The sequence below is a fragment of the Ignavibacteriales bacterium genome (assembly GCA_026390595.1).
Lineage (GTDB): Bacteria > Bacteroidota > Ignavibacteria > UBA10030 > UBA10030 > UBA9647.
The window spans coordinates 121,951-135,541 of record JAPLFQ010000030.1; the positions used below are offsets into that span (position 1 = coordinate 121,951).

Here is a 13,591-nt window from a genome sequence, read left to right on the forward strand (position 1 = left end):
GACCATGAACGCAGGTGTAACCGTGAACCTTAGCTCTCATTCCATGAAATTCCTTTCCCGTTTCTTCGTCGTCAGCGTGTTGGTGCTCCTGACCCTGGGGGATCTGCGCGCACAGACTCAGGCCGCCGAGGAGGGAACTAGTTCAGCGCTCATCTTCACCGGCCTGATGACTTTGCTCTTCGTAGCGCTTGTCCTGTTCATCATCTTCGTTCTCGACGGTGACGTGGAGCCGCTAACACGGGGGCTGAAGACAATCTACAATTCGATCGCACCGAAATCGGCCGGTGCAGCAGTTCCGCTCGACGAAAGCCACGACGGAATCACCGAGATGGATAATCTCATTCCTCCATGGTTTAACTACCTCTTTGGAGGTACTATTGTCTTTGCCGTGATCTATCTCCTTAACTACCACATATGGCAGTCCAGTCCGCTGCCGCTTGCTGAGTATGCCGAAGAGGTTGCTGCGGCCGACCTTTCGCGCCGGGTGCGCATGGCGTCAGAAGGAACGATCAATGAAGACGCTCTGAACCCTCTCGCAGATGAGGCCTCGATCAAATCGGGTCAGGATAGATTTCTCAGGAATTGCGTCACGTGCCACGGTACCCGCGCCGAAGGGATCGTCGGACCGAACCTCACCGACCAGTACTGGATTCACGGCGGCGGCATCCGTGACGTGTACACAACCATCAAAAACGGCGTTCCTGAAAAGGGTATGATCAGCTGGAAGCTTATCTTCACCCCCAAAGAAATCCAGCAAATCGCCAGTTACGTGCTATCGCTGAAGGACAGCAATCCACCGAACGCCAAGAAGGCGGAAGGAAATCTCTACATAGAGCCGAAACCCCAACCAAAGGATAGCGCAAACGTTGCACGACGGCTGTAGATTCATTATGTGAAAGAAGGATATGTCGAGCGGTACCAGCGAGAATTCATTTCGCGATCATCTCGGAATTGTTTCCGACGAGGGAAAGCGGAAATGGCTTTACCCCAAGGCACCCAAGGGGAGATTTCACACGGCCCGCCTCTTTGTCAGCTGGGTGCTTCTGGCAGTTCTCTTCGGAGTCCCCTTCCTCCGCATGAACGGACATCCGTTCATGCTGTTTGACATCACCGAGCGGAAATTCATCATCGCCGGACTGATTTTCGGCCCGCACGATTTCTTCCTCCTCGCTCTCGCGATGATCTCCACCTTCGTGTTCATCTTCCTCTTCACGGTCGTCTTCGGGCGGCTCTTCTGCGGCTGGGTATGCCCGCAAACCGTCTTCATGGAGATGGTGTTCAGAAAGCTCGACTACCTGATCGAAGGAGGGCCTCGTGAACAGCGGATGCTGAACGAGTCTGCCTGGACGGGGACTAGAATCCGCAAGAAGGGGATGAAACATGCCCTCTATTTCGCACTTTCCTTCCTCATCGCGAACACCCTCCTTGCCTGGGTGATCGGCACAGAAAAGCTCTTCGCAATCATCACAGATCCACCGTCACAGCACGCGGCCGGCCTGACCGCCATCGTGGTGTTTTCGGGGATCTTTCACTGGCTTTTTGGATGGTTCAGAGAACAGGCCTGCATCCTCGTCTGCCCGTACGGACGACTTCAGGGGGTGATGCTCGACAGGAACTCCATCGTGATCGCCTACGACAACGTTCGAGGCGAACCGCGCGGGAAGCTGCGAAGAGGGACGGAACGGAAGAACGGCGACTGCATCGATTGCGGTCAATGCGTCGATGTCTGCCCCACGGGCATCGATATACGAAACGGCACGCAGCTCGAGTGTGTCAATTGCACTGCCTGCATCGACGCCTGTGACTTCATCATGGATTCCATCGAGAAGCCCCGCGGCCTTGTCCGCTACGATTCGATCGAAGGGATCGAGAAGAAAGTCCGTTCGGTTGTTACACCGCGCAGCGTCGGATACTCGCTGGTGCTGGTAGTTCTCGTCGCGCTCCTGACATATTTCATCACCACACGCTCGGATATCGACGTGACGATCCTCCGGACCCCCGGTATGTTTTTCCAGGAACAACCTGATGACTTCGTCAGCAATCTCTATGACGTGAAGGCGGTGAACAAGACCTTCGCTCCTCTCCCCCTCTCGTTCAAGCTCAGGAGCACAGACGGAGCTATAAGGGTCCTGGGAGATTCGCTCGTTCTCAAGAGCCAGGAAACCAATGCAGCGAAACTCTTTGTTCTTCTCAAGCGCGATCACATCAAGGTGATGAACACGCCGCTTGAAGTCGAGGTGTACTCCGGTAGTCGGCTTGTGGCAGTTGTGCAAAGCTCTTTTCTTGGACCGGTTCAGAAGAAGGAGAGATAGAAAGTGACATTACACTGGGGAACCGGCATCGTGATCGCATTCCTTGTCTTCGCAGCAGTGATCCTGACCATGGTCTTCATCTCGATGAACCGGGAAGTCGATCTCGTATCAGAAGACTACTATCAGCAGGAGCTTCGACATCAGGACCAGATTGAGAGTGCAAAGCGGTCGAACGTGCTCACAGAGCAACCGAGGATAGGTCTCTCGAATGGGATCGTTACTCTCCAACTGCCCCGGAAGTTCTCAACTTCCACCACGGGGACACTCACATTCTACCGGCCGGCGGATCGAAAGAAGGATTTCGTCATTCCTCTGAAGGTCGATTCCACCGGCACACAATTCGTGCGGACATCCTCAATGCAGAAAGGACTCTGGCGCGTGAAGGTACGGTGGAGCCAGCTGAGTCAAACCTATTATCATGAAGAACCTGTCACTATTCAGTAGGAAGTGATTCGTGGAACTCCTCGCCGGCTTCGTATTTGGTTTTCTCGGAAGCCTGCATTGCATCGGCATGTGCGGCCCCATCGTGCTCGCTCTTCCGCTTGGAACTCACGGGATGCTTCGTTACGGGCTTGGCAGGATGCTGTACAATTTCGGCAGGGTAGTTACCTACAGCGTCATGGGGGGCGTCATAGGCCTGATTGGGGCGGGCTTGTCACTTGCATTCCTTCAGCGGAATGTCTCGATCATCGCAGGAACAGCGATCCTGCTTGCGATCATTGTCCAGCGAGTTTCCCGCTCATCACTTCCCTTTCCACCCTTCTTCGGCACAGTAATGCTGAAACTTCAGGGAACCATTGCGTCGCTCCTCAAGCAGGATTCTCTGTTACCGTTGTTCTTGCTGGGAATGCTGAATGGACTGCTGCCGTGCGGGTTTGTCTATCTCGCGATCACAACCGCCGCTGTCACGGCAGACGTGTCCCGAGGCATGATGTTTATGGCCGGCTTTGGTCTGGGGACGATCCCGGCCATGGTTGGTTTTTCGTTCTTTCCGCGGCTTGTCGCACCCGGACTTCGTTCGAAGATCTCCCGGGTACTCCCCGCTTTTACTCTATTCGTGGGCGTTCTCCTCATCGTCCGCGGACTGAACCTCGGCATTCCGTTCATCAGTCCCAAGCTCTCCTCAGGCTCAACGCCGCAGATGATGCACGATCACCACTGACAAATTCGAAATACGAAAGCCGAAATCCTAAACAAATCCTAAGCACGAAAGCAGTTGCTCAGGACTTCCGCTTCCAAACAGGGTCCGTCTTTCGATTTGGATTTCGGACTTGTTTCGAATTTCGGGATTCGGATTTCGTGCTTCAATGCCAATTTCTCGGTCTTCAAAGCTTCGCAATCACCAATTCACTCTTCGAGTGTCGACAAATCGCCTTCGTGCATTCCCAACGCGCGCGCTTTCAGGACTCGTCGCATGATCTTGCCGCTGCGCGTCTTCGGCAATGCCTTGACGAACTCGATCTTCTCCGGCTTGGCAATCGGTCCCATTTCATGGGCAACGTGCTTCCTCAGTTCCTCGATGAGCGCCTCGCCTCCCTCGTAGCCCGCTTTGAGAATCAGGTAGGCATGGATTGCCACGCCTTTGATCTCGTGCGGTAAACCGATCACGGCGGCCTCTGCCACTGCATGATGACTGACGAATGCCGATTCGAGCTCGGCAGTGCCAAGCCGATATCCGCTCACCTTGATCACATCATCCACTCTTCCGATGATCCAAAAATAACCGTCTTCATCTTTGCGTGCGGAGTCCCCTGCAAGGTACATGCCCGGGAATTTGCTCCAGTATGTCTGCACGTAGCGGTCAGGGTCCTTATAGATCGTCCGCATCATCGCCGGCCACGGCCGCTTGAGGACCAGGAATCCTTCTTCACCCGCCTTAACGGATTTTCCATGTTCGTCAACGACGTCCGCTTCCACACCGGGAAATGGACGAGCTGCGGAGCCCGGCTTCGTCGGCACGGCCGGGAGGGGCGTAATCATGAATCCCCCGGTTTCCGTCTGCCACCAGGTGTCCATAATCGGACATCGTTCCTTGCCGATGTTCCTGTGGAACCAGCGCCACGCTTCCGGATTAATCGGCTCGCCGACACTTCCGAGCAGGCGTAACGAGGAGAGGTCGTGCCGGTTGGGCCACGCTTCGCCGAAGCGCATGAGCCCGCGAATTGCCGTGGGCGTCGTATAGAACACCGAGATGCCGTACTTCGCAATCATCGACCACCAGCGGTCGGGGAATGGATAATTCGGACCTCCTTCGTACGCGAACGTCGTTGCTCCTGCCAGGAGCGGACCGTAGACAATATAGGAGTGCCCGGTGATCCAACCGGGATCGGCAGTGCACCACCAGCGATCCTCCTCTTTGAGGTCGAACACATCCTTCAGCGTCGCGTGGACACCCACCTGATATCCGCCATGCGTATGCAGGACCGCCTTGGGCTTTCCAGTCGTGCCGGAAGTGTAGAGAATGAAGAGCGGATCTTCCGCGTCCATGACTTCCGTTTCACATTTTCCTGAGTTCTTCGTCAGTGGCAGGTTCATCAGTTCATGATACCAGAAATCGCGACCGGCTTCCATGTTGACATCGTTGCCGACACGCTTAACGACCACAACGTTTTCCGGAGCGGCAGTCCGCGTGAGGGCTTCGTCCACGATCTTCTTCAGCTCGATGACCTTCCCACCCATGTATCCGCCGTCCGCAGTGATGATAAGTTTCGATTCGCTGTCTTCGATTCGGCCGTGGAGTGCCTCGACCGAGAAGCCGCCATAGACAACCGAATGAACAGCCCCGATTTTCGCACACGCGAGGATGGCGATCCAGGTTTCAGGGATGCGCGGCATGTAAATCGTGACCCGGTCACCCTTGCCGATTCCCATGCTCCTCAGAACGATTGAGAACTTGCATAGCTCGCGATTGAGAGCGTGGTACGAAAAGGTCCGCACCTCGCCGTTTTCCCCCTCCCAGATGAGGGCAAGCTTGTTCCTCCGCCATGTTTTCACGTGCCTGTCGATTGCATTGAGCACGATATTGGTCTTTCCGCCGACGAACCATTTGTAGAAGGGCTTCTGGCTGTCATCGAGAACCTTCTCCCATGGCTGGTACCATTCCAGTTCACGCGCACGGCGTGCCCAGTAGCCTTCCAGATCGTCCGCCGCCTCTTTGTAGACGGCCTCCGGGTCCGGCACATTGGCCTGGGCCACGAATTCTGGAGAAGGAACATAGAACTCACCCTGGAGCTCTTTCTTGTCGGGTTTGGAATTGCTCATGTGAATATCCCTTCCGTCGGTTCTGGAATGGAGGTTGGTGAAATCGTGCTTTGAATTGAATGGTGAGAGACGGTTTTCACTTCACTGTCAACAGCCACGGCCGGGTGGAAAACTGGTCTTCCTGTATAACCCGAATTGCCTGCAAATAATTCCACTCTCCGTCCGATTGTCCCCCTTCTACGCAGGGGGTGGACAGCAAACAGTGAAGTGCAAACCGCTGTATCGTGCGCGTTGGACTGGGACTCTGATCTTCAAGCCCAGAACTCACTTCTCATCTCACAACCTCATACACCATCGTAATCTCATTCTTATTATGCGCCGGGTTCAATCGGTAAAAAACCCAGTCCAGAAAGCTCGGATCGTTGCGCTTTTCGAACATCAACTTCAACGCGAGGGTTGTTTCGATGCGCCGGATGCGTGCGTCCAGGTCTTCGGTCCCGTAGAAAATGACCTGACTGATTGGTGAGGAGGGTTGGGCAAGCTCAGTCTTCACTTCTGCAAGGCGGGCTTCGTCGTTGATCTCGTAGAACGTGACCGGATAATGACCGGAGTAGAAGAACGGGGGCTGCGAAGTGCCGACCCTGCCCCCCACGAGGAGCAGCCCGGTCACCGGTTTCCCGTACAGAGCGTACATCGCCTCGACTCTGGATTTCTTGCCGTAGAAGACGGAGAATGGAATGAGGAGGACCAGATTAGTTGCCCAAAACGAGATCCAGAGACGCCGCAGGCCTGCCGGGTGGCGCGACCAGAAGGGTGATCTTTTGACTTGGTCTTCCCACCCGATGACACCGAGGAGAAGAATTGCGGGAACGACGGGGAGAATGAAACGCTCTTGCTTGTTCGGAAAGTACGAATGCAGGATGAAGAACACGAGCACAGGCGCCACGACCAGGAGAGTCTGGCGCCAGTTCTTCAGAAAGCCGTACAGGAAGAGAACACTCATCGGCGGGAGCAGCGCCCCGATCACCAGGAGCAGGTAGTTGTACCAAGGGCCAGTCGTGTAATCCTCCGCGTGTGAAGCGTTGTACCGCACGTATTCGATAAAGGACGCAAACGGATATCCCCAGGCAAAGATATCGAGACTTCCCTGTATGACACACGCGGCGAGGACAAATCCGACGGCACACCACATCATCTGCCTGTATTCCTTCTTGAAAAGGAACGCAAGTCCCACGGTTCCGGTGATCAGGAGGGTCTGATAGCGAAACGCGAAGGCGAGAGCAAACCACAAACCCGCCGTGAACGCATTGCGGAGGTTTTCACGGGACCTGAGGGAATAGTAGAATCCCGCCATCAGCGGAGGGATACAGACAACTTCGATGAGATTCCGGACACTCAGATATGGCAGCACCCAGAACAACGCGAGGATGAGCCCTGCCTTCTTCGCCGTTTCCCTTGTGCTGACGGCTTCCGCAATCTTGTAGCCGAATACCACAACGAGGAGCGAATAGAGCGCGTGGAGCAATCGGACAACGAACATCTTCGCCTGGGGATCGAAGACCCCGATTGCTTCCAGGAGATTGAAGAGCGCGTAATGGATTGATGGATACAGGATGCTGTGACCGTGCGGGATGACGCGCCCAGTCCAGTAGGTCAGATAGTTCATGATGATGAACGGCTGCTCGATGGGGCCGAAATGATCATCGTGCATGCCGTAACCTTTAGAGAACACGGCTGCGACGAGGCGCGGGACGATCGCAATCAGGACGATTGCCGCCATGGGCCGTTCGTTCCAGAGGCGTTTCACGGATTCGATCATGCCTAGTCTTCAGTCAGAAGGAAACACTCACTGCTTCTTCTTGAACGTCCAGAGGTCGTTGATGAGATAGTTGGAAAAGGTCCCCACTGCGATTCCGATGAGGTTCGAGATCATATAGTGCATCCCGAAAAACTCGGTCAATGCCACCAGAATCAGGTAGTTGCCAAGGAAGGCCGTCGCTCCCGCGCCGATATGATAGCGAACGAGCTTTGTGGACAGCGTACCCTTCTCCGACCTGTCGCGCCATGTCCAGAGGATATTAATCGTGAAGTTGGAGATGATCGACAGTTCGATTGCGATGAGGCTGGCAATAAAATACGGGATTCGTGCAAATTCTGTGAGAAGATAGAGACATCCGACATTGACGAGAACGCCGCTGGCGCCAACAACACCGAATTTTATCAGCCGGGGGCTAAGAACGCTTCTTTTCAGAATCGAGAAGAGACCGACGTTGGAGTCCTTGCTGCCAGTGTCACTCATTGCGCTCCTTCAGGAGAGAATACGGATGGAGGGCAACGTACTGAAAGAGGGGGGCAAAATCAATCGAAAGATAGGGCACGTGAGTAGCAACTCATCCGGATGGACTATGAAACGTGCGCCTGTCTCTTGAACCTCAGGATTTGGGAGAAGTTGCCTGCGAATCGGCTACTCCGTCACATCGGTGAAGAAGAGAGATTCTGAATCGAAGCAATTTCGCAATCCGGTTGGGCGGTGTTCGTCATTGCCCCCGTGCGCATCACGCCAAGTTCATTGGATCCGGTTCGTGCAATGATAAGGACCAGAGCGAGTCATCGCAGAGGGCTTGCGCATTGCCCTTTCATTGCATACTTTCTGAGAGTAATCCGTCCGTTCATTGGGATCATATCATCGTGTTCAAGATCAATAGACAACACAATGTCCTAAGATCGCTTGCAGCGGTCCTTCTGCTTCTTGTCCTGCTCCCCGCCGTCTTCTTTACAGCGTACGAGGTCAGTTCCCTCTCACAGAGCGAGAAACTGGTCGAGCGCACATATCGCCAGCAGCTCGATGCAGCTCTCTTTTCGGTAAACCAGTACGCGTGGGATATAGCAGATGGATGGGCACGGGAGATCAATCGAATCCTGTGGCCTGGCCGTGCTCCAGCCACGCCCCCATCCGCAGCGGATTTCACGTCATTTCTCTCATCCAGCAGCGGGATTCGAGCGCTGTTCCTTGTGGACAGTGCTGGGAGAGCGGTGACGCTTTCGGCTTCAAGACACGAGGACACTACCTCAACGGTAGTGAACAAGGCCGATGTCCTGAAATTGATACGGTCAGAGCAATCCCGCATCACTCGACTTAGCCGCCTTGAAGAAACCGGATACAGAAAAATCGAAGGCGTTTCAGTGGAAAACACGAGGGGTGAACAACATACCGGCCTCTTGTTCATTGCACGTGCTCCGGCGAACGTGAGGGAGATCGTCATCATCATTCTTGACCCCGAGCTGTTCGTCCGGAATTCTCTGCGACAAAAACTCGATGAGACCGCTGGCACCGAGTTCATCCTCTCGGTGGTGCGTAATTCAGATGGTCAACAAGTATATGCAACAGAGTCGCTCTATCCCGGGGATGAGCGCCAGACAAAAGAACTCTGGCTGTTCCCCGGTTACACGCTCGGAATCCGGATGCACGGGGAAACCATCAAAGAACTCGCCCGGGACAGATTTTATCGCAACCTGGCCCTTCTCGTTGCTCTTGACATCATGATTCTGCTCGGTGCCTGGTTCCTCTACCGCACAGTGCGACGCGAAATGGAGCTGGCCCGAATGCAGTCCGATTTCGTCTCGAATGTCTCCCACGAGCTTCGCACGCCACTCTCTCTCATTCGCATGTTCGGGGAAACACTCGAAATGGGTCGCGTGCCAAGCGAGGAGAAGAAACAGGAGTACTACTCGACGATCGTTCGGGAGACCGAACGCCTTACAGGGCTGATCAACAACGTGCTCAGCTTCTCACGGATAGAGTCGGGAAACAAAGCCTATCACCTCACACCCGTCGACATCAACTCCGTCGTCACGCAGGTCCTGGCGTCCTACCAGTCTCAATTCGATCACTTGGGATACGCGGCCGAGAAAGAGTTCGTCCATCCGCTGCCGGACATCATGGCGGACAGTCCGGCAGTCGCTGAGGCCTTACTGAACATCATCGACAACGCGATGAAATATGCCGGCGCGGAGAAATGGATCAAACTACGCACCGGGAGAACGGCACAGAGTGTCTATGTCGAAGTTCACGATAACGGTATCGGCATCGCGGAACAAGATCAAGCGAAAATATTCGAGAAATTCTATCGTGTCTCGACCGGACTGACACATGAAGTGCGGGGCAGCGGGCTTGGGCTGACCCTGGTCCGACACATCATGGATGCGCACCATGGCGAAGTCACTGTTGAAAGCCGCCCCGGGATGGGAAGCACATTCAGGCTCTCCTTCCCCATCGTCACATAGAGAATGCACATCACCATCTGAGAAATTCTATGTCACACATATTAGTTGTTGAAGATGAACGTGAGATGCTGCGTGGGCTCAGGGATAATCTGGAGTTCGAGAACTATCACGTCGATGCTGCAACCGACGGCGAAACAGCGCTCAAAAAGATTATCGACGGTTCATACGACCTCATAATTCTTGACGTCATGCTCCCGCGGCTTTCAGGTCTGGATGTCTGCAAACGTGCTCGCCAGCAGGGAATTTCCACACCCATCATCATGCTGACGGCCCGGGGCGAAGAGATCGACAAGGTCCTTGGCCTTGAGCTTGGCGCGGACGACTACATCACGAAGCCCTTCGGCGTGCGCGAGCTCATGGCCCGCATAAAAGCCGTCATCCGCAGAGCCGAAGGAGTCATGGGAGCTCCGCCAGAGCGGATGGTCGTTGATACGCTCGTTCTGGATTTTACGTCATATACTGCAACGCGGGACAATCGGCCCCTCAACCTGAGCCCCAGAGAATACGAAATCATGAAGTACCTTTGGCTCCATCGGAACAAAGCTGTGTCGCGCGATGAACTCCTCACACAGGTATGGGGATACGACGACTCCATCAGCACGCGAACGGTCGACAATTTCATGCTCAAGCTCCGCCAGAAGATTGAGAAGGATCCCGGCTCGCCAAGGCACATTATCACCATTCACGGCATAGGCTACAAACTCGTTGTGCACTGAGTCGATGTACCCTTGTGGAATGATGCAAAACAGCGGAGACATCTTTTTACAACATTGAAACACGAATGAGACACCTCCCGGTGAATTGACCCGTAACTTCCTTGTGTTGCACGCAGATCACGGGGCAGTCACAAAACCTACCGGGAGAATATCATGAAAACGTATATGGGTGTCGCAATCGTCATGGTCATGGTGGCCACTGCATCAGCAAGGCCGCAAGAATCCGGCGCACTTCATGGAGAACAAGCAGCTGAGCGACGGAGCCAGCGACATGGGAGCATGGCACGGATTGTCGCGAACTACCAGCGATGCCTGGAATCCGACGTGCCGGGAGTTGTCGAAACCGCACTTGGTCACCTCACGTATATGCGCATAGCGTTTCCAAAGATGGATCTCGGCTCTATCCATACAAAACTGGAAGAGCTCGCAGTTCGAGGATCAACCCGGGAGATACGCTACAAAGCCTTCACAGCTCTTGAAGTATTCGGTGAGCCGGCAACATTTCAGCGTTTTATTGAAACCAGGGATGGCAATGGAGACGGAATCCTTGAGGAGATCGCACCCAGGATCCTTCCGCGCACGAACCTGGTTGTGCGGTGACGCAACTGAGCAATGATATTCGGCTCGTTGCTCGTCATTGCATCATGGCTCGCCTGACTCATCGTACGACGCACATTCTATCGCAACTCAGAGGAATCATGCTGACCAGAACTCTTACAGTAGTGTTGTGCCTGACCGGATCCCTGGCACAATCCCCAGGCCAGGCATTGGAGCTGAGACAAGTGCTTGATTTGAGCGGACGTTGGAAATTCGAGCTTGGAGACAACGCAGAGTGGTCCAAATATGAATGTGATGATTCAGAGTGGGATGTGATCCGGGCTCCCTCACCATGGGAGGAGCAGGGGTACCCGGGCTATAATGGATACGCCTGGTACAGGAAGCATTTCAAAGTGAGCAGCCGCTTTCATGACCGACCATTGTATCTGCGGCTGGGTCACATCGACGACGCCGGTGAGATCTATCTGAACGGGAAGATGATCGGTTATGTGGGAATCTTCCCCCCCAGCTTCTATAGCGGTTACGGAATCGATTTCCGATGCCCGGTTCCACAGGATTATTTATTCGACGACGGAGACAATGTTATAGCTGTTCGGGTGTACGACTACAAGCAAGCCGGGGGATTAACACATGGCAACGTAGGATTCTATCAGTCATTGAATTCTCCTGAGCCGGGCCTCGATCTGTCGGGTCAGTGGAAATTCAAAGTCGGCGACAGCAAGGCCTGGGCTGAGAGTTCATTCGATGATTCACGATGGCAGATTCTGAAGGCGCCTCTTATCTGGGACGCTCAGGGCTACAAGGACCATGACGGGTATGCATGGTACAGAATGAAATTCAACGTGCCTCAGGAACTCGCGGGTAAGCGACTCATTCTGCTGATGGGAAAAATCGATGACTGTGATGAAACGTACTTGAACGGCCAGCTCATTGGAAAAACGGGCGATATGAACCATCGGATAGGCAAAGGTGAGATGACGAAAGACTATCAGCAATTGCGTGTATACACGGTTCCTCCCTCCGTGCTGCTCCAGGGTAAAGAAAACACGATCGCTGTAAGAGTCCTTGACGTTTGGATGCACGGCGGTATCTATGAAGGACCGATCGGGCTCATCGAAAAGAGCCGCTACACCTATCCGACTCGGCGCACGAACACGTTTTGGGATTCAATCCGCGATTTTCTTGATAACCTCTGAGAGGAGGCGCAAGGAAGATTCAACCCTTTGAAGCGGCTTGTTCTCGTCACCTCGATTTCATCCTCATCAACAGATCCGACCTACCTCTTCACCTCAGTGAAATGCAGTGAATCTGAGTTCAGACAGTACCGCAGTCCAGTAGGTCTCGGCCCGTCATCAAACACATGCCCAAGGTGCGCGTCGCAACGAGCGCAGTTGATTTCCGTCCGCACCATCCCCCAGCTTTTGTCGGTGATTTCAGAGATATGGTCTTTTCGCACCGGCTGAAAGAAACTCGGCCAGCCAGTTCCGGAATGGAATTTGGAATCGGAAGAGAAGAGCGGGAGTCCGCAACAGATGCAGGAATAGATACCCGGTCGTTTCTCATCATTCAACAATCCACAGAACGGACGCTCCGTTCCCTGTTCACGAGCGATATGATATTGTTCCGGCGTGAGTATTTTTCTCCATTCGGCATCGCTCTTCACTACTTTGGGCGTGCCTTTGGTATAGGTGTCGTGAAGTGTTGACTCAAAGAAAGAGCTATCACGCGATGTCGTCATACGATTTACATCCTTTGAAGTGGATTCCGAGTGTCCAGTCGCCGAACGAGAAATCCCGATCATCGCAAAAAGGGCGACAATAGGGATACTCACGATGCTCTTCAAGGCTCCTCAGCTAGGTTACAATGCTCAACAACAAAGGGAGGGTAACCGTTTCATTTCGGTAGCCCACGGGAGAGAAGTAAACCTGGCGAATGAGTGAAGAAACGAACGAAACGGCGACCTCAAACAGCATTTCGCAATCGGTCCTGCCAAAAGGCGGCGGGACGCAAAGAACGCGCAATCCGTTGGCGGACGCTGCTGCGAACCTCTGTGCTTATCCGACGAAGAATCAGTGACTCCTTAAAAAAGAAATGCGAATCCGGTTTCCCGAATTCGCACAGTTGCTTTTTACTGCCCCATTCCCGTGCACTCCACCTGATTCCCGCTCTACGTTGCCGCACGACCATCCAGCATCGCTGGCGTGAAACCGCTGACCCTACATGAGGAATGATTGTCAATTGACAGTTGTCAATCCACAATAGTCAATTTTTCCGTGGGCGCTGTAGGGATCGAACCTACGACCTTACGCGTGTGAGGCGTACGCTCTGAACCAGCTGAGCTAAGCGCCCGGGTAAAGAAGAATAACGAATATCGATTAGCGAACCGCAGAACTTTGAAGTAGCTCGAAACCACCTTCGAAATTCGATATTCTTTAATCGGTGTTCTCCGCCGGAGGCGGATGCGCCTCTGGCGCAGATATTCAATAAGCCGAACCGGGTACAACCACTACCCTGAAAGAT

General features: G+C 53.9%; 13 protein-coding genes and 1 tRNA gene. 9 read left to right on the forward strand and 5 right to left on the reverse strand.

Features of this window, described 5'->3' with window-relative positions; genetic code table 11:
• Nucleotides 1–4: 4 nt before the first annotated feature.
• From NTU47_16520 to NTU47_16535, 4 genes are read left to right on the forward strand one after another with little or no spacing between them, the layout of a single operon-like run.
• Nucleotides 5–883 (forward strand): c-type cytochrome, encoded by an 879-nt coding sequence (locus NTU47_16520; protein ID MCX6135411.1) that lies wholly within the window; start codon nt 5–7, stop codon nt 881–883.
• Between the two features lie 22 nt (nt 884–905).
• Nucleotides 906–2,312, forward strand: coding sequence for a cytochrome c oxidase accessory protein CcoG (ccoG, locus tag NTU47_16525; protein ID MCX6135412.1), 1,407 nt, complete (start codon nt 906–908; stop codon nt 2,310–2,312).
• A gap of 3 nt (nt 2,313–2,315) precedes the next feature.
• The gene (locus NTU47_16530) at nt 2,316–2,756 is read left to right on the forward strand and encodes a FixH family protein (GenBank protein ID MCX6135413.1); all 441 of its coding nucleotides are present in this window, start codon (nt 2,316–2,318) and stop codon (nt 2,754–2,756) included.
• A 10-nt stretch (nt 2,757–2,766) separates the two neighbouring features.
• A complete protein-coding gene (locus tag NTU47_16535; protein ID MCX6135414.1) occupies nt 2,767–3,474 on the forward strand; it encodes a sulfite exporter TauE/SafE family protein in 708 nt (235 codons plus the stop codon).
• 185 nt (nt 3,475–3,659) lie between these two features.
• Here the strand turns inward: NTU47_16535 and acs are convergent, their stop codons facing one another.
• The 3 genes from acs to NTU47_16550 all read right to left on the reverse strand — a co-directional run bounded on the left by acs (nt 3,660) and on the right by NTU47_16550 (nt 7,812).
• On the reverse strand, nt 3,660–5,573 hold the full coding sequence (gene acs, locus NTU47_16540) for an acetate--CoA ligase (GenBank protein ID MCX6135415.1): 1,914 nt from the start codon (nt 5,571–5,573) through the stop codon (nt 3,660–3,662).
• A 271-nt stretch (nt 5,574–5,844) separates the two neighbouring features.
• Entirely contained in the window at nt 5,845–7,332 is a 1,488-nt protein-coding gene (locus tag NTU47_16545) for a glycosyltransferase family 39 protein (GenBank protein ID MCX6135416.1), read from the reverse strand.
• A 27-nt stretch (nt 7,333–7,359) separates the two neighbouring features.
• Complete coding sequence (locus NTU47_16550) at nt 7,360–7,812, reverse strand: GtrA family protein (GenBank protein MCX6135417.1); 453 nt, start codon at nt 7,810–7,812, stop codon at nt 7,360–7,362.
• Nucleotides 7,813–8,201: 389 nt separating this feature from the next.
• Here NTU47_16550 and NTU47_16555 point away from each other — a divergent pair, with 389 nt between their 5' ends.
• From NTU47_16555 to NTU47_16570, 4 genes are all read left to right on the forward strand, one after another.
• Nucleotides 8,202–9,797: a HAMP domain-containing sensor histidine kinase gene (locus tag NTU47_16555; protein MCX6135418.1), complete on the forward strand. Its 1,596-nt coding sequence runs from the start codon at nt 8,202–8,204 to the stop codon at nt 9,795–9,797.
• 29 nt (nt 9,798–9,826) lie between these two features.
• Nucleotides 9,827–10,513, forward strand: coding sequence for a response regulator transcription factor (locus tag NTU47_16560; GenBank protein ID MCX6135419.1), 687 nt, complete (start codon nt 9,827–9,829; stop codon nt 10,511–10,513).
• Between the two features lie 153 nt (nt 10,514–10,666).
• On the forward strand, nt 10,667–11,113 hold the full coding sequence (locus NTU47_16565) for a hypothetical protein (protein ID MCX6135420.1): 447 nt from the start codon (nt 10,667–10,669) through the stop codon (nt 11,111–11,113).
• Nucleotides 11,114–11,211: 98 nt separating this feature from the next.
• Nucleotides 11,212–12,267, forward strand: coding sequence for a beta galactosidase jelly roll domain-containing protein (locus NTU47_16570; GenBank protein ID MCX6135421.1), 1,056 nt, complete (start codon nt 11,212–11,214; stop codon nt 12,265–12,267).
• Between the two features lie 80 nt (nt 12,268–12,347).
• Here NTU47_16570 and msrB read toward each other — a convergent pair whose 3' ends face one another.
• On the reverse strand, nt 12,348–12,809 hold the full coding sequence (gene msrB, locus NTU47_16575; GenBank protein ID MCX6135422.1) for a peptide-methionine (R)-S-oxide reductase MsrB: 462 nt from the start codon (nt 12,807–12,809) through the stop codon (nt 12,348–12,350).
• 194 nt (nt 12,810–13,003) lie between these two features.
• Here msrB and NTU47_16580 point away from each other — a divergent pair, with 194 nt between their 5' ends.
• Nucleotides 13,004–13,147, forward strand: a complete 144-nt coding sequence (locus NTU47_16580; GenBank protein MCX6135423.1) for a hypothetical protein — start codon at nt 13,004–13,006, stop codon at nt 13,145–13,147.
• Nucleotides 13,148–13,345: 198 nt separating this feature from the next.
• Here the strand turns inward: NTU47_16580 and NTU47_16585 are convergent.
• Nucleotides 13,346–13,420: transfer RNA gene (locus NTU47_16585), tRNA-Val, on the reverse strand.
• Nucleotides 13,421–13,591: the final 171 nt, after the last annotated feature.